The 17,770-nt window shown below is 69.2% G+C and carries 18 protein-coding genes and 1 riboswitch; of the genes, 11 read left to right on the forward strand and 7 right to left on the reverse strand.

All coding sequences use genetic code 11. The features are described 5' to 3' along the window. Position 1 precedes the first annotated feature (1 nt). On the reverse strand, positions 2-1,513 hold the full coding sequence (locus ACIQWX_RS18645) for an ABC transporter substrate-binding protein (protein ID WP_400872087.1): 1,512 nt from the start codon (positions 1,511-1,513) through the stop codon (positions 2-4). Between the two features lie 79 nt (positions 1,514-1,592). Next, a riboswitch (cobalamin riboswitch) is annotated at positions 1,593-1,705 on the reverse strand. Between the two features lie 66 nt (positions 1,706-1,771). Here ACIQWX_RS18645 and ACIQWX_RS18650 point away from each other — a divergent pair. The 3 genes from ACIQWX_RS18650 to ACIQWX_RS18660 all read left to right on the forward strand — a co-directional run bounded on the left by ACIQWX_RS18650 (position 1,772) and on the right by ACIQWX_RS18660 (position 3,470). Next, the gene (locus ACIQWX_RS18650; RefSeq protein ID WP_400872090.1) at positions 1,772-2,515 is read left to right on the forward strand and encodes a class I SAM-dependent methyltransferase; all 744 of its coding nucleotides are present in this window, start codon (positions 1,772-1,774) and stop codon (positions 2,513-2,515) included. A gap of 91 nt (positions 2,516-2,606) precedes the next feature. Next, the gene (locus tag ACIQWX_RS18655) at positions 2,607-2,798 is read left to right on the forward strand and encodes a copper resistance protein CopC (RefSeq protein WP_400872093.1); all 192 of its coding nucleotides are present in this window, start codon (positions 2,607-2,609) and stop codon (positions 2,796-2,798) included. A 222-nt stretch (positions 2,799-3,020) separates the two neighbouring features. Then, positions 3,021-3,470: a TIGR03943 family putative permease subunit gene (locus tag ACIQWX_RS18660; protein ID WP_400872096.1), complete on the forward strand. Its 450-nt coding sequence runs from the start codon at positions 3,021-3,023 to the stop codon at positions 3,468-3,470. 45 nt (positions 3,471-3,515) lie between these two features. Here the strand turns inward: ACIQWX_RS18660 and ACIQWX_RS18665 are convergent, their stop codons facing one another. Both ACIQWX_RS18665 and ACIQWX_RS18670 read right to left on the reverse strand, forming a co-directional pair. After that, entirely contained in the window at positions 3,516-4,157 is a 642-nt protein-coding gene (locus tag ACIQWX_RS18665) for a choice-of-anchor M domain-containing protein (protein ID WP_400872099.1), read from the reverse strand. Between the two features lie 28 nt (positions 4,158-4,185). Continuing rightward, on the reverse strand, positions 4,186-4,836 hold the full coding sequence (locus ACIQWX_RS18670; RefSeq protein WP_400872102.1) for a choice-of-anchor M domain-containing protein: 651 nt from the start codon (positions 4,834-4,836) through the stop codon (positions 4,186-4,188). 135 nt (positions 4,837-4,971) lie between these two features. On the opposite strand from ACIQWX_RS18670, the gene ACIQWX_RS18675 reads away from it, so the two are divergent. Genes ACIQWX_RS18675 through ACIQWX_RS18695 form a run of 5 tightly spaced genes read left to right on the forward strand, consistent with a single transcriptional unit; the run spans position 4,972 to position 10,877 of the window. Continuing rightward, positions 4,972-6,891, forward strand: a complete 1,920-nt coding sequence (locus ACIQWX_RS18675) for a TIGR03773 family transporter-associated surface protein (RefSeq protein WP_400872105.1) — start codon at positions 4,972-4,974, stop codon at positions 6,889-6,891. Next, positions 6,891-8,411, forward strand: a complete 1,521-nt coding sequence (locus tag ACIQWX_RS18680; protein WP_400872107.1) for an anchored repeat ABC transporter, substrate-binding protein — start codon at positions 6,891-6,893, stop codon at positions 8,409-8,411. Before ACIQWX_RS18675 ends, ACIQWX_RS18680 begins: the two co-directional genes overlap by 1 nt. After that, positions 8,408-9,256: a TIGR03773 family transporter-associated surface protein gene (locus tag ACIQWX_RS18685; protein ID WP_400872110.1), complete on the forward strand. Its 849-nt coding sequence runs from the start codon at positions 8,408-8,410 to the stop codon at positions 9,254-9,256. The genes ACIQWX_RS18680 and ACIQWX_RS18685 overlap by 4 nt, the downstream gene beginning before the upstream one ends. Beyond that, on the forward strand, positions 9,253-9,975 hold the full coding sequence (locus ACIQWX_RS18690; RefSeq protein ID WP_400872113.1) for an anchored repeat-type ABC transporter ATP-binding subunit: 723 nt from the start codon (positions 9,253-9,255) through the stop codon (positions 9,973-9,975). Before ACIQWX_RS18685 ends, ACIQWX_RS18690 begins: the two co-directional genes overlap by 4 nt. After that, the gene (locus tag ACIQWX_RS18695) at positions 9,972-10,877 is read left to right on the forward strand and encodes an anchored repeat-type ABC transporter permease subunit (RefSeq protein WP_400872116.1); all 906 of its coding nucleotides are present in this window, start codon (positions 9,972-9,974) and stop codon (positions 10,875-10,877) included. Before ACIQWX_RS18690 ends, ACIQWX_RS18695 begins: the two co-directional genes overlap by 4 nt. Positions 10,878-11,135: 258 nt before the next feature. Here the strand turns inward: ACIQWX_RS18695 and ACIQWX_RS18700 are convergent, their stop codons facing one another. The 4 genes from ACIQWX_RS18700 to ACIQWX_RS18715 all read right to left on the reverse strand — a co-directional run bounded on the left by ACIQWX_RS18700 (position 11,136) and on the right by ACIQWX_RS18715 (position 14,823). Then, the gene (locus ACIQWX_RS18700) at positions 11,136-11,402 is read right to left on the reverse strand and encodes a hypothetical protein (RefSeq protein ID WP_400872119.1); all 267 of its coding nucleotides are present in this window, start codon (positions 11,400-11,402) and stop codon (positions 11,136-11,138) included. Positions 11,403-12,363: 961 nt separating this feature from the next. Continuing rightward, on the reverse strand, positions 12,364-13,269 hold the full coding sequence (locus tag ACIQWX_RS18705) for a hypothetical protein (protein ID WP_400872121.1): 906 nt from the start codon (positions 13,267-13,269) through the stop codon (positions 12,364-12,366). 456 nt (positions 13,270-13,725) lie between these two features. Further along, on the reverse strand, positions 13,726-14,028 hold the full coding sequence (locus ACIQWX_RS18710) for a hypothetical protein (RefSeq protein ID WP_400872123.1): 303 nt from the start codon (positions 14,026-14,028) through the stop codon (positions 13,726-13,728). Between the two features lie 162 nt (positions 14,029-14,190). Continuing rightward, complete coding sequence (locus ACIQWX_RS18715) at positions 14,191-14,823, reverse strand: TetR family transcriptional regulator (protein ID WP_400872126.1); 633 nt, start codon at positions 14,821-14,823, stop codon at positions 14,191-14,193. Between the two features lie 130 nt (positions 14,824-14,953). On the opposite strand from ACIQWX_RS18715, the gene ACIQWX_RS18720 reads away from it, so the two are divergent. The 3 genes from ACIQWX_RS18720 (at position 14,954) to ACIQWX_RS18730 (ending at position 17,732) form a co-directional block, all read left to right on the forward strand. Continuing rightward, positions 14,954-16,717, forward strand: coding sequence for a CocE/NonD family hydrolase (locus ACIQWX_RS18720; RefSeq protein WP_400872129.1), 1,764 nt, complete (start codon positions 14,954-14,956; stop codon positions 16,715-16,717). Further along, a complete protein-coding gene (locus tag ACIQWX_RS18725) occupies positions 16,657-17,223 on the forward strand; it encodes a CocE/NonD family hydrolase C-terminal non-catalytic domain-containing protein (RefSeq protein WP_400875814.1) in 567 nt (188 codons plus the stop codon). The genes ACIQWX_RS18720 and ACIQWX_RS18725 overlap by 61 nt, the downstream gene beginning before the upstream one ends. A 230-nt stretch (positions 17,224-17,453) precedes the next feature. Next, a complete protein-coding gene (locus tag ACIQWX_RS18730) occupies positions 17,454-17,732 on the forward strand; it encodes a hypothetical protein (RefSeq protein WP_400872131.1) in 279 nt (92 codons plus the stop codon). The last annotated feature ends 38 nt before the right edge of the window (positions 17,733-17,770 follow it).

Genomic DNA, 17,770 nt, shown 5'->3' on the forward strand with positions numbered 1-17,770 from the left:
GTCAGGAAAGGCGGGCGCGGTCGAACCGGGCCCAGTCGAAGGTGTTCGGGGGAGCGGTGACCAGCCCGGACACACGCTTCGATGCAGCGATCGTCCAGGTGCTGAAGCCCCAGGCCAGCAGGCCGCCGCGGTCGTGGACGATGCGCTGGGCGTCGGCCAGCAGCCCCAGCCGCGCGGGTTCGTCCGCCGTCGCCGCGGCGCGGTCCATGAGCGCGTCGAACTCCGGCGAGGTGAACCCGTTGATGTTGTTGGAGCCGCCGGTGCGGAAGCGTTGGTTGAGGAACGTCGCAACCGGTAGCGTGGCGGTGCGGGTGAGCGCGGCGACGCCCTTGGTCTTCGTTTCGGTGAAGTAGGTGCTCGACGCGCGCGTGTTCGGAGTGACGTTGAGGCCGATGTCCTTCAGCTGCTGGGAGATCAGCGTTGCCGCCGTCGGGAAGCCGGGGTCGACGTCGCTGGTCTCGATGGCGAACGCGAGGGTTTCGGCACCGGCTTCCCGGACGAGCGACCGTGCCAGGTCGACGTCGCGCGTCCGTTGCGGGATTCCGGTGGCGTAGCCGCGAAGCCCCTTGCCGAACAGGTCGTTTCCGATCTCGCCGCGCCCGGCGAGCGCCACCCGGTTCAGGGCGTCACGGTCCACACCGGACAGGACCGCGCGCAGGAGCCGCGGGTCGGCGAACGGCGGTTGGGTGAGCCGCAGGATCAGCCCTTGCATCGTGGTGCCCTTGGCTTCCAGCAGGGCGACGCGGTTGTCGTTCGCGAGCCGTGCCGCCGTGCCGGCCGCCAGGTCGTGCGCGTAGTCGACCTGGCCGGACAGCAGGGCGTTCACGCGCGCGGTCTCGTCGTTGACCGGAACGAACTCCAGCTCGTCGACGGTCGGTGCGCCGTCCCAATGAGACTCCCACTTCCGGAAGACCGCCGGTCCGCCGGGAGTGAAGGAGACGAACCGGAACGGACCCGATCCGACCGGCGCGCCGAAGTTCGTCGTCCCCGCGGGGATGATCTCGGCGCCGGGTGCGGCCCAGCCGGCCGGGAACTCGAAGTCGGGCGCGGTCAGCACCAGTTCGAGTTCCGTCGGCGAGATCGCTCTGCTGAGGCCGAAGTCGACCTTCACGAAGTACTGCCGTGACGACGAAGCCAGTGTGGGATCGGCGATGCGGCGGAAGCTGTAGAGGACGTCGTCGGCGGTGACCGCGCGTCCGTCGTGAAAGGACGCTTGCCGCAGGCGGATGTGCCAGCGCTTCCCGGTCGCGTCGCTCTCCCAGGACTCGGCGAGGCGCGGCCGCAACGACGTGTCGGCGTTGTAGGCGGCGAGGGTGTCGAACAGCGCCTTGGCCCGGGCCTGGTCGACGAACAGGGAAACCAGTGCGGGGTCGAGGGTTTCCTTCGAACCGCCTGCCGAGAACGCGACGCGCAGCCGGTTCGAGGAGGATTGGCCGGTACCGCAGGCGGCCAACGCGGCGAGGCCGAGGGAGCCGGCGAGCAGCCCTCTGCGGGTGAACGGGTGACGCGACATGAGGACCTCCGGGACATCGAGCACTGTCCCGGGCGCGCGTGGCGCTGAAACGGGACCCCGCTCCGCACTCCACGACAGTTGGGGTTGGCAGGCACCCGGCGGGCATTCCGGCTCACGGCCACGGCCGTTCACGGTTGCGGGACAGCGCCGGATTCACACCGGCTTCCCCCGACTGGGTGCCTTGTTTCAGTTGTCGGACACACGGTAGCCCATGGTTCCCGTGTGCTACACAGGATCAAGATCACGGAGGGAGGCCGGGTGGACGGGAAACTGGCGGAAAAGTGGGTCCGGCGGTGGGACGCGCAGCAGGAGCGCTACATCGCCGACCGCGAGGAACGGTTCCACGTGCTGATCGACGTCGTCGAACACGTCACCCGGGACGTCGCCGAGCCGGTGGTGCTCGACCTCGGCTGTGGGCCCGGTTCCCTGGCGACCCGGCTCGCCGGGCGCCTGCCGCACGCGCGGGTCGTCGGGATCGACAACGACCCGTTCCTGCTCGCGCTCGCCCGCGCGTCCGTCCCAGCCGACGCGAAGATCGAGTACCTCCACGTCGGCCTCGGTGACGACGGCTGGCTCCTGGAGGGCGCTGTCGACGCTGCTGTGTCGACGACGGCGTTGCACTGGCTGCGGCCCGAGCGGCTGGCCGGCGTCTACCGGGACCTCGCCGGAGTCCTGCGGCCCGGCGGTGCCCTGGTCAACGGCGACCACCTGTACGACGACCAGCCGGGTGTCCGCGACCTCGCCGAGGCGATCAAGGACCGCCGGGCCACGCGGGTGGGCGTGGAGGCGAACGAGGACTGGAAGAGCTGGTGGGCCGCGGCTGCCGACGACCCGGACCTGCGGGCCGTCTTCACCGGCGACGAGCTCGGCGGCACGTCGACCGGGTACGGCAACCGGCTCAGCCCGCAGGCACACGGGACGCTGCTGCGTGAGGCGGGCTTCGCCGAGGTCGGGACCGTCTGGCAGTACGGTGACGACTACGTCCTGGCCGCTCTTCGCTGAGCCGGACCTCCCGGTAGGACCGCGGGACCTTTTCCGGTCGTTCGAACGACCACTCGTTTGCCGGCGTCCTGGCCTTCGCCGGCCGGCGTCCGTGCGCGCCGAGCTGACGTCGAGCTCACCCGCCGAAGGCGCCAGCCTGACCGCTGCGTCCAGCAAGGTCGAGCTGACCTTCGAAGAACCCGTCACCCTGCAACCGGAGCCGATCGCGGTGACCGGACCGGACGGCGCGACGTGGACCGTCGCCATGCCGACGGTCACGATGCGACGATCAGCGCCGCGGTGAACCCGTCGGGACCGGCGGGTGCTTAACGTCGTGCACTGCGCCCGACTCGCCGACGACCACACCCAGCGCGGCCGCGGACACTTCGTCGGCCGGTCCGGAGTATCACCTCGTGGGTTTTGACACCCCGGTGTTCATGCCGATCTTCGTGGCGGCACGTCACCGGCTGAACTGCCCACATCATGGAACAGTTGGCGGCCAAAGCCTGATCCGTTCGCGCTCGTCTTGGCGGCGCCACCGGCGTTGGGCGCCTACAGCGCCATGCGCACCGGCACGGCGTTGGCGCCACCGTTCGCCTTCCGCGACCTCCCGGTCAGCAACCCGGTCCAGCTCGGCGTGAACGACTACGCGGCCCGTGCGGTCTACGACCACGGACGTTCCCTCGGCGGCCGGACCGTCACGATCACCGGCTTCGTCGCCTTCGACAACGCCGGCGCGCCGTACCTGGTCCGGATGGTGCTCAACTGCTGCGCGGCCGACGCCCAGCCCGTCAAGGTCGGACTGGATGGGCAGATTCCGCCGGTGCTGCAGCCCGACTCGTGGCTCGAGGTCACCGGCGCCTACACCGCCGAACAAGCCAAGGACCCGGTCAACGGCGGCATCATCCCGTTCATCGACGTCAAGGACGTCCGGCCCGTCGTGGCGCCCGCCGAGCCGTACGAGGGGCTTGGATAGCAGGGCCGGGCGCGCCGCGGGCAAGCCGACGTGCCCGGCCACCGCTCAGGGCAGGACCTTGAAGGTGTACGTCGCGTCCGCGGAGACGGTCGCGCCGGTGGCGGCCAGCGTGCCGCTGACCCGGAAGGTCACCGTGTACGTGCTGGCGGCGCTGAACGCCCAGTTCGCGTGCGTGTGCGCCCCGGCCGCCAGCGGCTTGGCGTCCGGCAGCCCGTCGCCGGAGTTGAATAGGACCGTCGGCGTGCCCAGCGATTGCGTGTAGACGCTGAGGTTGCCGCCGCTGACGCTGAGCAGGCTCATCGTCAACGTGTTGCCCTGGAAGATACCGGTGGGAACGTCGGTGCTGTTCCAGCCCGCCCACAGCAGGTTCGCGTTCTGCGTCTGCGGCAGGATCCACACCGTCGAGCCCGGGGTGCCGAGGAAGCTGTATGCCGAGTTGTTCGGCACCGTGGTCTTCGCGGCGGCGAGCACGTCCAGTTCCACAGTGGACGGTGCGCGTCTGACGCTCGGGCTGCTGGTGCCGTCGAGCAGCTGGACGGTGAGGGCGCCGGAGGTGTAGTCGACGTCGAGGACGTCGACGTGTCCGGTGGTGAGCACCGTCGTCGCCGCGCCGGCGGGCAGGGCGGTGACGAGGCTGAGCGCGGCGGCGACCGCCGCGGCGGTCAGGGAACCGGTTTTCAGGCGCATGACGAACCTTTCTCGGTGGTGAACGGGATCAGTCGACGCAGAAGGTGAGTACCGCCGGAGCCGAGGACACCTTGGCGCCGGTGGTGAGCGTCGCGGTGGCCTGGAAGGTCAGTTTGTAGAGGCCGGGCTTGGTGAAGCCCCAGTTGACGTGTTCGTGCAGCCCGGCCGGCAGGGTCAGGGCGTCGGGCAGGCCGTCGCCGCTGTTGAGCAGCACGTTCGCCGCGCCGAACGGGTCGGTGGTGAATACGCTGGCCTTGCCGGGGCCGCGGGCGGACTTGAGGGTGACCTTGATCGAGTCGTTCGCGAAGACGCCGGTGGTCAGTTCTTCGGTGCTGAAGCCGGGCCAGAGCAGGTCCGGGTTCTGGGTCTCCGGGAGGATCGAGACCGGTGCGCCGGCCGGGCCGAGGAATCGGTAGGAGGCGTCGGCCGGGACGGTGGTTCGGGCGCCGGGCAGCGCCTTGAGCACCACCTGTGCGGGGTCGTATTCGACGGAAGGTTCGACCGACTCGTCGTGGACGTGCAGCTCGAGGGCCCCGTCTTCGTACTCGACGTCGACCGCGTCGACGTGGCCGTGATCGAGGACCACCGCGGGCGCGGCGTGGGCCGGAGCGGTGAAGAGGCCGGCGAGCAGGGCCGCGGTGACGGCGCTGCAGGCGAGCAGGGCAGGACGAGGACGCACAAGAACTCCTTGGGTGAGGAAGGGGACGGACTGGACAGAACCTTAACGACAATGATATTCGTTAACAAGACAGGGTTCGCGCATGTGTTTTCACGCTGATGGGTGGCAAGATCCATGCTGGGTAGGTCAAGACCGGTGCGTGCGTTGCTGGCCGTGTGCGTCGCCGCGATGTCGTTCCCGTTGCTCGCACCGGCAGCGCACGCCGAGAGTGGGCCGGTGCCGGCCGCGCGGCCGCGCACGGTGCTCAACGACGTGCACACCGACACCGTCGACGTGCAGTACACCGACGGGCGCCTGGCGCTGCGCACGCGCGTGGGCAACGAACCCCATCAGTTCTTCGCGCCCGAGGACGTGCTGTTCCAGTTGCGGGACAACGACGCTTCCCGGATCGCCGTCCCGGACGTCCCGGAGTACTCGTTCCTCGGTGCCGCCGGCACCCCGGTCTGGGTCGCGCCCCAGGTCCAGGACTTCTCGCTGCTGTTCGCAGGCTGGGACACCGAAAGCCTGAGCGCCGGGACATTCGCCGGGGACGCGATCGACCTCCGCCTCGCCGGCGTCGCTGGCTCGGGTGCGCTCGAGGTGTTCCAGACCGACTCCTTCGGCTTGCCGCTGCGGGTGTTCAGCTCCCGCGACGGCGGCCCGAAGTCGTTGCACCAGGCCGTCGGCAGTCACGTCCACGCGAACTGGGCGTTCAGCGCGCTCGGCCGGTACACGGTGACCTTCGAAGCCACCGCGACCGACACCGCCGGGCACCAGCTCAGTTCCGGGCTCGTCGACTACACCTGGTACGTCGGCGGAACGTCGGCCGCCGACATCCCGGCCACCGCCACGACCGCCACCCTCACCACGTCCCCCGCGACAACGGCCGTGGGGGAGAACGTTAAGCTGACCGGCACGGTCAGCCCGGCCGACGCGGTCGGGTGGGTCGAGTTCGCCGACGGCGCCACCGTGCTCGGCCACGCCGCCGTCATCGGCGGACAGGCCACTTTGGACACCGCATCACTGGCCTCCGGTTCCCATTCCCTGACCGCGCGTTTCGTCCCGCGGTCTTCCACCGACTTTGCCGAGGCCCGCTCGGCGGTGGTCGAGCACGTCGTGACCGGCGACGGCACCCCGCCACCGCCCACGTCGGAACCGACATCGACGTCAGCGCCGACTTCCTCCGCCCCGTCCGGCACCCGGCCGACGTCGCCGCCCGCGCCCTCGTCGCCGGGTGGCGGCGGTCTCGCGCCCGTCCCGACGACCAAGCCGTGTGTGCCGGCTGGTCCGGTGACCTCGACTACCGGGGTCGTGCTGGCCGACGGCCATGTCGACTACGCCGTGCGGCTGGTCGGCGGGAAGCTGGTCTCGCAGGTCAAGGACGGCACTGTTGCGGGCACCACGACCTGGCGGACACCGGGCAGCGTCGTGTTCCACGTCGTGGACAAGGCAGCCACGACCGTGCCTGAGGGCACGCAGTTCTCCTTCCTCGGCAAGCCGGGTGACCGGATCTGGCAGATCCCGCAGACCCAGCAGGCCGGCGTGCTGTGGCTGGGCTGGAACACCGAAGAGCTGAAGAGCGGCGACGTCAGCGGAGATGTCACCTGGCGGCTGGACAAAGTGGACGGTCCTGGCGCGCTCGCGGTGTTCGAGTTCGACCCTTTCGGCAAGCCGGTGCTCGCGTTCGACAGCGGCGACGGCGTCCCGGACAGCTACGCCGTCCGGCTCGGCACGCACGCCCATGGCAACTGGACGTTCACCAAGCAGGGCATCTACCACGTCACCTTCACCCACAGCGCGAAGCTCGCCTCCGGCGCCCAGTCGAGTGACCAGCAGACGGTGACCTTCGCCGTCGGGCCTGTCGACCCGAAGCAGGCGCTGCCGGTCACGACGTCGACGCCGCCCGCGGGCACCTGCGCGGACGACGTCGCCGCCCGCTCGCGTGGAGCCGGGCTGGCTTCGACGGGGTTCTCGTTTGCGGGACCGCTTTCGCTGGCCGGGCTGGCGTTGCTCGGTGGCATCGCTTGCCTGCTCCTGGTCCGCCGTCGGGAGTCCGTTGTGGACGGTGACCGATGATGCGGCGAACGGTCTCGGTGCTGCTGGCCGTGGGCGTGCTGGCGTCCGCGTGCTCCAGCGGCGCGGCGACCAGTGGGAAGTTGCAGGTGGTCACGACCACCGAAATCCTGGCCGATCTGGTGCGCAACGTCGGTGGTGAGCGCGTGTCGGTCACCTCGATCGTGCCCTCGGGCGGTGATCCGCACTCCTACGAGCCGACGCCGCGGGACGCAACGAACGTGGCGAAGGCCGACGTCACGTTCACCAACCACCTGCTGCTCGAAGAGCACGCGTTGATCAAGACGATCGACGCGAACGCCCGGCCCGGTACGCCGAACGTCTCGCTGGCTGAAGCCGCGGAGACCTACGGGGCTACGGTCATGCCGCTGGTGGAGGACATCGGCCTCGACGTTGCGTGGCTCGGCCTCGCCGTCCGTGGGGAAGGCAAGGCCCGGGGCGCGACCCGCACCTCCGACATCCGGCTGGCCGCGACCAAGGTCGACGGGCCGGGCACGGTCGCGGTTTACCTGACCGAAGCCCTCGGGCAGCCCGACGTCTACTTCAACTCCGCCGACGGGCTCGACGCGAAGGACACGACGACTCTGCCGCCGGCCGCGCACACCCACCTGAACTGGGCTTTCAGCGCACCCGGGGTGTATCGGCTGACGCTGGCGGCGCAGCTGGTCAACGGCCAGGCCGCCCCGGTACCGATCGGCGAAGGCACGTTCACCTTCGCCGTCGGCGTCGACCCGCACACCGTTGCGGACAAGTCCACGATCATCGGGGTCGGGCACACCGACCTGGCCGTCGACCTCGACACCGGCGGTGTCTACGCCTTCACGGACAACGGCACCGGGCAACAGCACCCGGTGCCCGCGACCGACGTCGTCGTCGACGTGCCCAACCGGGCGTTGGAAACAGTCCCGGACGATCCGCGGTTCGCGTTCCTCGGCAAGCCGGGCGCGTCGATCCACCAGCTGCCCCAGGCGGTGCTCGGCAAGCACGTCCACGGCGAGATCGACCCGCACCTGTGGCAGGACGCCCGCAACGCCAAGGCCTACGTCCAGCTGATCCGCGACACCCTCAAGCAGCGCGACCCCCAGGGCGCGGCCACCTACGACGAGAACGCCCGCACCTACTCCGGCCGGCTCGACGAGCTCGACACCTACCTCCGGCAGCGCATCGCCGGGATCCCGAAGGACCGCCGCCAGTTGATCACCACTCACGACGCGTTCGGCTACCTCGCCAAGGCTTACGACATGACCGTCGCCGGTTTCGTGGTGCCGAACCCAGCCTCGGAACCGAGCGCTGAGCAGGTCCGCAAGCTCACCGAGACCATCCGCAACCTGCACGTCCCGGCGGTGTTCATGGAACCCAACCTCGCCCAGCGCGCAACGGTGCTCACCCAGGTCGCGACCGACCAGCACGTCAAGGTGTGCCTGCTCTACGGCGACGCGTTCGACGAGCACGCCCGCGACTACCTGGCCATGATGCGGCACAACGCCGACGAGCTGCGCACCTGCCTCGGCGGTGGCGCGTGATCCGTCGCCTCGCGGTCCTCACCCTCGCGGCCGCCCTCGCCACGGCACCGGCCGCCGCAGCCGCACCCGCTCCGCCGACCGTCATCGCCGACGGCCACATCGACATGGGCCCGCGGATGATCGACGGTGCCTGGACGATCCAGGTCCGTGACGACACCACTCAGCCCGCGACCTGGCGCCCGCTGCCCGACGTCGTCCTGCAGGCCGTGTCGGCGTCGAAGATGGACGTGCCCCCGGGGGCGGAGTACGCGTTCCTCGGCGCGCCCGGTGCGCCAGTGTGGCTGCTCCCGCAGGTCCAGCGGCCCGGCGTGCTGTGGCCGGGATGGAACACGCAAGACCCGTCCATCGCCGGGGTGGTCGCCCGCGAAGTCACCTGGCGGCTGCACGCCGTCACCGGGCCGGGCCGGTTCTCTTTATTCCTCAACGGGAACTTCGGCAAACCCCAGGAGGTTTTCGGCAGCACCCGGCCCTTCCCACAGGAGACCGGTATCGAGGCGGCCTCCCACGTCCACGGCAACTGGGCCTTCTCGGCCCCTGGCGCGTACACGCTGGACGTGGAGATGCTGACCGCCACCGCGGACGGGAAAACCATGGGCGACCGGGAGCAGCTGCGGATCTACGTCGGCGACGGCGACCCGGCGGCCGCCTTCGTGGCGGCCACGCCCTCGGCACCGGCGACCACCGCGCCTTCGCCCGCGCCGGCCACGCGGGCGGCCACTCCGAATACGAACGGAGACAGCGCGGTTTGGGGCGGCTGGTGGTACGTGCTCGGCGCCGTGGTCATCCTGGCCGCGCTGGTGTTCGCGGTCCTGGCTCGGACCCGGCGTAGCAGCAGCGGCTCGTGACAGCCTTGGAAATCACCGGGCTGAGCGTCCGGCTCGGCGGCCGCGACGCGCTGTCCGATGTGGAATTGAATCTGGGTGACCGTGAACTGGTCGGGCTGATCGGCCCCAACGGCGCGGGCAAGACCACGTTGCTGCGCGCTGTCCTCGGTCTGCTCCCGGCCGCGGCGGGTACGATCCGGCTCGACGGCACGGTCGGCTACGTCCCGCAGCGCCACGAGTTCGCGTGGGACTTCCCGATTTCGGTGGAGAAAGCCGTGCTCACCGGCCGCACCTCGGCCATCGGCTTCCTCCGCCGCGCAGGCCGGGACGACCGCGACGACGTCCGCGACGCGCTCCGCAGGGTCGACATGACCGCGCTCGCCCGCCGCCCGATCGGAGAGCTGTCCGGCGGGCAGCGGCAGCGAGTGCTGGTCGCCCGCGCCCTGGCCCTCCGGCCACGGCTGCTGCTGCTCGACGAGCCCTTCACCGGGCTCGACGTGCCCACTCAGGAACTGCTCACCGGCTTGTTCCGGACGTTGAAGGACGAGGGCAACGCGGTGTTGATGACGACGCACGACCTGCCCGCGGCGGCAGCGCTGTGCGACCGGCTGTGCCTGCTCAACCGCACCATCGTCGCCGACGGACCACCCGAGCAGCTGCGGGATCCCGAGGTGTGGCTGCGCGCGTTCGGCGTCACCCGCTCCGACCAACTCATCCACTCCCTGGGGATCGCCCGATGATCGACTTCCTGCTCGCGCCGTGGGAGCACGAGTTCATGCGCCGCGCATTCCTCGTCGCGATGATGTCCGGCGTGGTCTGCGGCGTCATCGGCAGCCACGTCGTGTTGCGCGGCATGGCTTTCATCGGCGACGCGGTGTCGCACTCGGTGTTCCCCGGAGTCGCGATCGCGTTCGTGTTCCGGTTCGACCTCGCGCTCGGCGGCGCGATCGCCGGGCTGCTGACCGCGTTGAGCGTCGCGGTGTTCGCGCAGAACAAGCGGCTCAAGGAAGACACCGTGATCGGGGTATTCTTCGCCGCCGCGTTCGGCCTCGGCATCGTGGTCCTTTCCAGCGCGCCCGGCTACTCTGGCTCACTGGAGTCGTTCCTGTTCGGGCAGATCCTCGGCATCAGCGACGGCGACGTCCGCGGCGTCGCGATCGCCGGCGCGGTCCTGCTGCTCGCCGCGGCCGCGCTGCACAAGGAGCTGGTCGCGGTCAGCCTCGACCGGGAAACCGCGCGGGCGCTGGGCGTACGGGTGTTCTGGTTCGACATCGCGCTCTACACCATGGTCACGATCGCGATCGTGATCTCGCTGCAGGCGGTGGGCAACATCCTGGTGCTCGCCCTGCTCATCACCCCGGCCGCGTGCGCGCGGCTGCTCACCGACCGCCTCGGCGTCATGATGGTGCTGGCACCGGCGATCGGGATGATCTCGGCGGTGATTGGGCTGTACTTGTCCTACTCGCTCAACCTCGCCGCGGGCGGGCTGATCGTGCTGGTCGCCACCGCGGTGTTCCTGGTGTGCTGGGTGTTCGCTCCGCGCCATGGCGTTGTCGCCCGGCTGCGCCCCACACCCGCCTGGAGCGGAAGCGACGATGGTGCGTCAGGTGATCGTCGAGGCAGTGTCGTGAATGACGGGTGACGTCTGCATCGCTTGATCTCCCCTCGGGTGTGAGGTAGGTCGAGCAGCACGTGCGGTAAAAGGCCGCGGATGGCCGGCCACAGGCGAGGTCCCGGCCGATGGTCGCAGTGCACTCGGAGACGTCGTGGGCGAGCATGTTGACGTCGTGGAGCTTGGCGACGGTGTGCTCGGTGCCGTCGGTGTCGATCCGAACACGGTTACCAGGCTCCGCGGTCATGCTCGGTGGCTCGCTGTACCTAGCTGGGCCGACGGTCCTGCTCAGCCTGCCTTGGGGCGCCGTTGATTGAATGTGGCGGCGTTCGCGGGCACAGTCCAGGTGGGAACCCAGAGAACATCGTCGCTTTCGGCGGCGTCGGGGCGTGGCGGTGCAAGCGGGCGGCCGTCGGCTAAGAGGTCGAGGCGAGTTACCTCGGCGTAGGTGTAGCGGGCGGCGGAGTGTACGAGGTGCGGGCGCACCACGTCGGCGACCGCGAGGCAGCGTGGGTGCATCGCGGTGTCGGAAAGCACCTTGTCGCCGTCGAGCACGACGAGGACAGCGGTTCGCCGCAGACCTGGCACAGCCACGCGTTCTGAGCGAACACTTGCCGGACACCGTCCAGAAGGCGCCACCACGGCTTCCCATTCGACACGGGCGTCAGCCACGGGTGCGGGCGGCCGTCGAGAAGAGGCCGTGGCCAGCCGGCGCCCGGAGCGGGAACGTCGTCGCCGCGACATATCCGATCGCGCTGCGCTCGCCACAGCGCGACCGGCAGGCTAGCCGCAGAGCACTGCGGGTTCGTGCAGACGAGTAAGTCTTCCATGCCGGGGTCGTGCGCCAGGTCGCCGCGGCAGTCTTGGCACCGGAACACTGTCGGCGATTCGGGAGAGGCGGTGACGGCGGAGGCGCTCGCTCCCTGACCCGCTGCCCCGGAGCTGTCGGGCGTGTCGTGTGCCGCGCGGCATGTCGAGATGGAGGCGGCAGGTGCGAGACCGGAGATGTCGTATTTGTCGTCGTTGGCCAAGTCGCAGCCGATCAGGTCGACGCGTTCGTGGCGGGGTACGGCGTAGATCAGGGTCGGTGAGCCGGCCGTGGTGTAGTGCGGGCACACGGCCGCGGTCAATCGCGCGCATCTCAGGGAGCACAGGGCACCGCCGTACATCTCGACCAGCGTGCCGACCTGGCTTGCCAGCGCCAGGACGTAGACGACATCCTGCCGCGGTGTCCCGCAAACCTGGCAGAGGTCGTCGCGTTGCATGCGCTCGGCGCGGTCGCTGTCGAACTTTCACGGATTCCACCCAGCCGGCCGCTCGCCATCGCCGGGGGTGGCGGCGAGCCACGGCTGCGGACGCGCCCGTGGACGACCGGGTAGCGAGGCTCCGGCCTGGTCAAGATCCACGGCGCACTGTGTGCGTGGCCGGAGCCAGCGCCCTTCGGTCGCGTCGTCTGCTGCTGGGCGAGCACCGACATGCTGGTCGGCTTGCACCGTCACGAACGTCCCTGTGCCCTTCACACCACGCGATCATCGATCGGCTGCGCGCTGTCAGGCAGGGTAGCTGATCCGTCCCAGCGACGGTCGATGATGCGCGCCAGTTCGTCCAAGTGCTGCCGGGCTTCCAGAGCGGCTTGAGGATCGGCGCTCTCGAACAGCCGCTCAAGCTCGAGCAGCTTGGCTTGCGCCTGGCGCGCGGGCTCTTGTGACGCCGGCTCGTCAGCCCTCAGCCACTCCTCGCCCCAGAAGGCGGAGCCCGTTTGGCTGATGGCCGAACGGAAGATCAGCTCCTCCACGGTGTCCGCGGTCAGAGCAAGTTCCGCCGACCATGACGCCAGCAGCGCCACGTACCGTTCGTAGACCGACGGCCGCCATTCGTCGATGTTCAGGTACACGCCGGCGTGCGTGACCAGCCATCGGCGAACCCCGGCGTCCAAAATCGGAGGGCCGACGTGATCGGAGGAAAGAGCCACAGTCACAAATCGCAGATACTTGGTACCGAAAGCAACACCCAGATACCGCAACCGTCTGCCGGCAAGGTCACGGAACGCCGCGACTCCGCCGCGAGCCTGCGCGACACGCGCCACGTCCGCCAGCCGTTGGACTGCTCGAGGATTTTCCGCCAGCACGCGCGCCGTTCGCCACGGGCCGTAACCGACCGGTCCATACCCCCAGATCATCGCAACCAGGAATGCCCGCTCGGCACCGTCCGCGGTCGTAGCGTGCGCTGCTCGGCGTGTGGCTTCGGCTCGGTCGATGCGCTCGGGCAGCGCGTTGAGGAACGAGTGATGCTGCGGGAAGTGCCGGAGCCATGATTCCGGCGACCAGCGGGACGGAGGCTGCGACGGCTCGCCACGGTCGCGCCATCGCTGAACGGCGGTCTCCAGCGCGCCCAGAACTGGCGCCTTGGATGAGTTGGCCACGTGTACCTCGTAGATTGCGTTCTCGTGGTTTCGCGCCGTGTACAGACCACTACTACGTCTGAATTTAGGCTGATGTGCTTGGCTCGTCGCGGTGAAGGAACCTGACGCGGCTGCCGCGCGCTTCGACGAGAGCGACGGCTTGGGCCGCGACGACAGAGCTGGGGCTGAGATGAGCCGGGCGCGGAACCAGCAGCGTGTCGCCGGGTCGGAGATAGAGAACGAGGTCATGGACCCCGCCGTGAGGTCGTCACCGAAGGCACGTTCGGCGCGGACCACTTCGCACTCGGCTGTGCAGCCGGTAGCGGTGGCTGAAGGGCCGGGTCATGCCGTGGTGGACGAGGAAGTCCCCGCGCAGGCACTTGACGGGGATGCCGGTGCCGGGGCGGAGGGGGATCAGGTCGCCGAATTCGCCGCGCGTGCCCGAGCGCGGACCGCCGACGGCGGGCTGGCCGGCGGTCACCGGAAGTCGCGGGATGGCGCGGTGACCATCGACAGGTCGAGCGCTTCGATCCGGTCGGCGACCAGCGTGACGACACCTTCGGCGGCCTGGACTTGGCCGCGGATGAGCAGCGCACTGCTGGCGCGCGGGTCGGGAGCGAGCCGCTGTAGCCGTCGGCCCCAGCGTGCGTCGGCGGGATTCGGGTGCGGGCCGGCGTCGACGAGCTGATAGCCATACGGTGGGCGTCCGCCGAGGTAGCGGCCTTGCTGGGTGGCCTGGTTGTGCATCGCGGCCAGGACGCGGTGGCGGGCACGCAGCACCTCGCGCTACGACTGGGTGGCCAGCAGCGACAGCAGTGCCCGATGGTCCCGTTCCGGAGTCGCTTCACCTGCCATGAAAGTGATCTACGAGCGCACGTCCGGTCATGCCCATGAGCGGGTAGAGACGCGTCTACGACCAGATGCAGACATGTTGCGTGGGCTTCACTCCGACGGCGTCGGCGGAGGTGCGAGCACGGCTTGCAGCGCCGGTCCTACGCGTCGGACGATCGCCTCGCGCTCTTCTCCTACGAGTGCGGCGACTTGCACGATTTGCCGTCCGACGGTGATGCCGATCAGCATGGAGGTCGCGAGGGCGACACGGACCGCGGCGTCGTGGCTGTCCAGTCCGAGGTGCCGGACGTCCTCGGACAGCCGCGATTCGATGAACTCCCGGAGCTGCGTGTTCGCCTGTTCGTTGGTGATCACTCCGTGGAGCATCGCGCGCAGCGCGTCGGCGTCCGGCTGGTCGCCCTCCCAGACGGCGAGGTACGCCCGGATGACCCGCTCGCCGACCGACTCGACGGGGCCGCCGAACGCGTCCGCGATGCGGGCGAGCGCATCGGCTGAGATCGACATCACGGCTCCGAAGAGCTCGTCCTTCGATCGGAAGTACTGCATCACGAGCGCGACGTTGACGCCGGCGTCGGCGGCGACCGCGCGGATCGTCGTGCCTTTGAACCCGTCCGTCGCGAAGCGCCTGCGTGCGGCGTCGAGCACGGTCTGGCGGGTCGAGTTCTGCCCGGGCCTGCGGCCGCGCCGCGGTGGCGGCATGGGCCCCGTGGGTTGCTCGGTCATGTGAACAGCGTACGGTGAGCGTTAGGATATAAACATGTGTTGATATCTGGGCCCCGGTGGAACGAGCTCGTCATGACCGACGATCCGAGATCCGTACGCGGACCCGGCCGCGACTCTGGAGGAGGAGACGATGACGCACACAGGTCTGCTGGCCGGTCCGATCAGCGGTCTCAGGTACGAAACCCCGACGCACCGAGGGCTCACCGGCGAGCGGGGTGAGTTCCGGTACGAGGCGGGAGAGCGCATCGCCTTCCTCGTGGGAGCGACGCCCATCGGTAACGTTTCCGCCGGCCCGCGGGTCAACCTGGCGCAGATCGTCGCCCGGGTCGACGGCGACATCGCCAAACTGCGCGACCCGGGGCTGACGAACGTGGCCCGGTTCGTGTTCAGCCTCGGCCGGCGAGCCGTCCGTGACCACGGGACGGAGATCGCGCCGGAGGTCCACGACATCATCGGCAACCGGCGGATCGACTTCCGGCATGACGCCGATTTCGCGGGCGCCGGCACCGGCGACAAACTCCAGGCGTTCGCCGACGACCCGGTGGTCGTTCAGCTTCTGCGCGACCTGGATGAGGCCGGAGTCTTCGAGGACGCCGGGCCGCGGACTCTGTGCACGCCGGCGAACGCCCGCAACGAAGTCCGCCGCAACGCCATGGGCATTCTGCGCTTCCGTGACGTCAAGATCCCGTTGCGGAACGGCGAGCACGTTCTCGCGGACGTCTTCCGGCCCGCCGAGCCGGGAAGCTATCCGGTCGTCATCAGCTCAGGTCCCTACGGCAAGGCGTTCAACCACCACTCCATCGCGACCGAGGCCGACCTCGAAGAGCACGAACTGATGGAGGACGACTACTTCTCCGGCAACCCCGGCGGGCAGCCGTTCGAGAACCACGAAACGGTCAACACCGCGTCTTGGGTTCCCGCCGGGTACGCGGTCGTGCGGACCGACATGCCGGGCGCCGGCAACAACCCCGGGCAGCTCGCCCCCTGGGGGATCGCCGGGGCCGAGGCCCTGCGCGACTGCATCGAGTGGGCGGGCGGGCAGCCGTGGTCCAACGGCAACGTCGGCACCTGGGGCATGTCCTACCTCGCGATGAGCCAGCACCAGGCCGCCAGCCTCCACCCGGAGCACCTCAAGGCGATGATCGCCATCGGCACGGACGTGGACCTCTACGAGGAGGTCGCCTACAACGGCGGGATCTTCAACGAGCAGTTCTGGTCCGTGTGGAAAGCCGCCGGGATCGACCCGGCGATCGTCGGGGAGCCCGACGTCGCCGACTTCATCTGGACCTTGCAGGACAGTCCGTTCCGCGACTCGGATCCGGACGCCGTCTTCGGGCCGCGGGCGAAGGTCTTCATGAGCCCTGACCTGACCGGCGTCACCGTTCCGCTCTGGGCGGTCGTCGCGGCGACTCACTCTGCCCACTTCCACCAGGTCGGCGGCAGCAACGCCTATCTGGCCACGCCCACTTCGAACAAGAAGCTCGACATCTGGGACGACTGGTTCCAGAAGGCCTATGCCGCCGAAACCGTCGCCGCTCACCAAGCGTTCTTCGACTACTGGCTCAAGGGGATCGACAACGGCATCATGGACGTTCCGCCTGTCCGCCTGGAAATCCGGTCCGGCAACGGTGCCGCGGTCGTCCGCTACGAGAACGAGTGGCCCGTCGCGAGCACCGACTACTGCCGGTGGTACTTCGACGCGTCCACCGCGGAGACACTCGAGCGGACCGGGAAAGCCGGTTTCTCCGGCTTACAACAGACCAGCCGATCGTCTCGGCGGAGGAGTCGTACTCGGCGGAGGTCGATCTCGTTCGTCCCGCCACGGGAGCGGCTCTGCGCGTCGATCCCACGGCGGCCCGCTCCGACCCCGGTGCGACCGGGATCTCGTTCCTGAGCGCTCCGTTGACTGCTGATGCGGTTCTCGCCGGGTACGGCAAAGTCGGCATGGTGGTCTCGTCGACCAGTCACGACATGGACATCTACGTGTCGGTACGGGTCATCGACGACGGCGGCGACGAAGTCGACTTCACCGGATTCGCCACGAGCGGGTTCGGCGATCGGCCCATCCCGCTGATGATGGGCTGGTTGAAGGCGTCGCACCGCCGTATCGACGAAGCGCGCAGCACCGGTTACACGGTCAAGCACACCCACCGGAAGGCCGACTACGCGCCACTCGTCCCGGGTGAGGCGGTGGAGGTCGAGATCGAACTGGTTCCGAGCGCCGGCTTGCTGAAGAAGGGGCACCGGATCCGCGTCGACGTGCAGCCCTACGACGGGGTCGCACACGGTATGCACCACGCCTATGACCCCTCTTACCACGACGGGGCTTCCAACACGGTGCACACGGGTCCATCCCGCCTGGGCTACGTGCAGCTACCGATTATCGACGTCGGCAGCTGAAAGCCCTCGTGCGCCGAGATCCCCTCGCCGACCAGGCGGTAGCAGCGCGTGGCGGAACTGGATCAACAGCAGCTTCACGGCTTGGAGCCTGTTGAGCAACACCAAGTCGAACGGGTTCCGCGCGGTCGGAACCTGCACCGAGGAGCTATGTCAGTCGCGCGGCCTTCAACCGACCCGTAGGGGTGAATCCCCGATGTGCGCGGCTCCAAGGTGTAACTAACGTCTGCCCGGTGCACGTCTATGAGATTGTCGTACCAGGTGGCGACGAGGTGCCGGACTTCGTCACGCGATCCCTTTGCCCCGAGGAAAACCACACTTCGCCGTGCCCCGTGCCATGGTTCCTGTCCCGAGCCGACGGGGACGTGCTACTCGTCGTCGCGTGCACCGATCAGTCGGCAGCCGCGGACGTGGCTCGGCGCGTCGGAGGACAGTCTCCGGTCGTGAGCGACACGGACGAGTACGACTTCCTGATCGAGCAGTACAGAATCGAACGCGGCCTCCAAACGTGATCGACTCATCTCATGATCGAATAAGCTGACGAGCCGTT

Origin of the sequence: Amycolatopsis sp. NPDC098790, from assembly GCF_044759945.1 — a bacterium.
Classification (GTDB): Bacteria; Actinomycetota; Actinomycetes; order Mycobacteriales; family Pseudonocardiaceae; genus Amycolatopsis.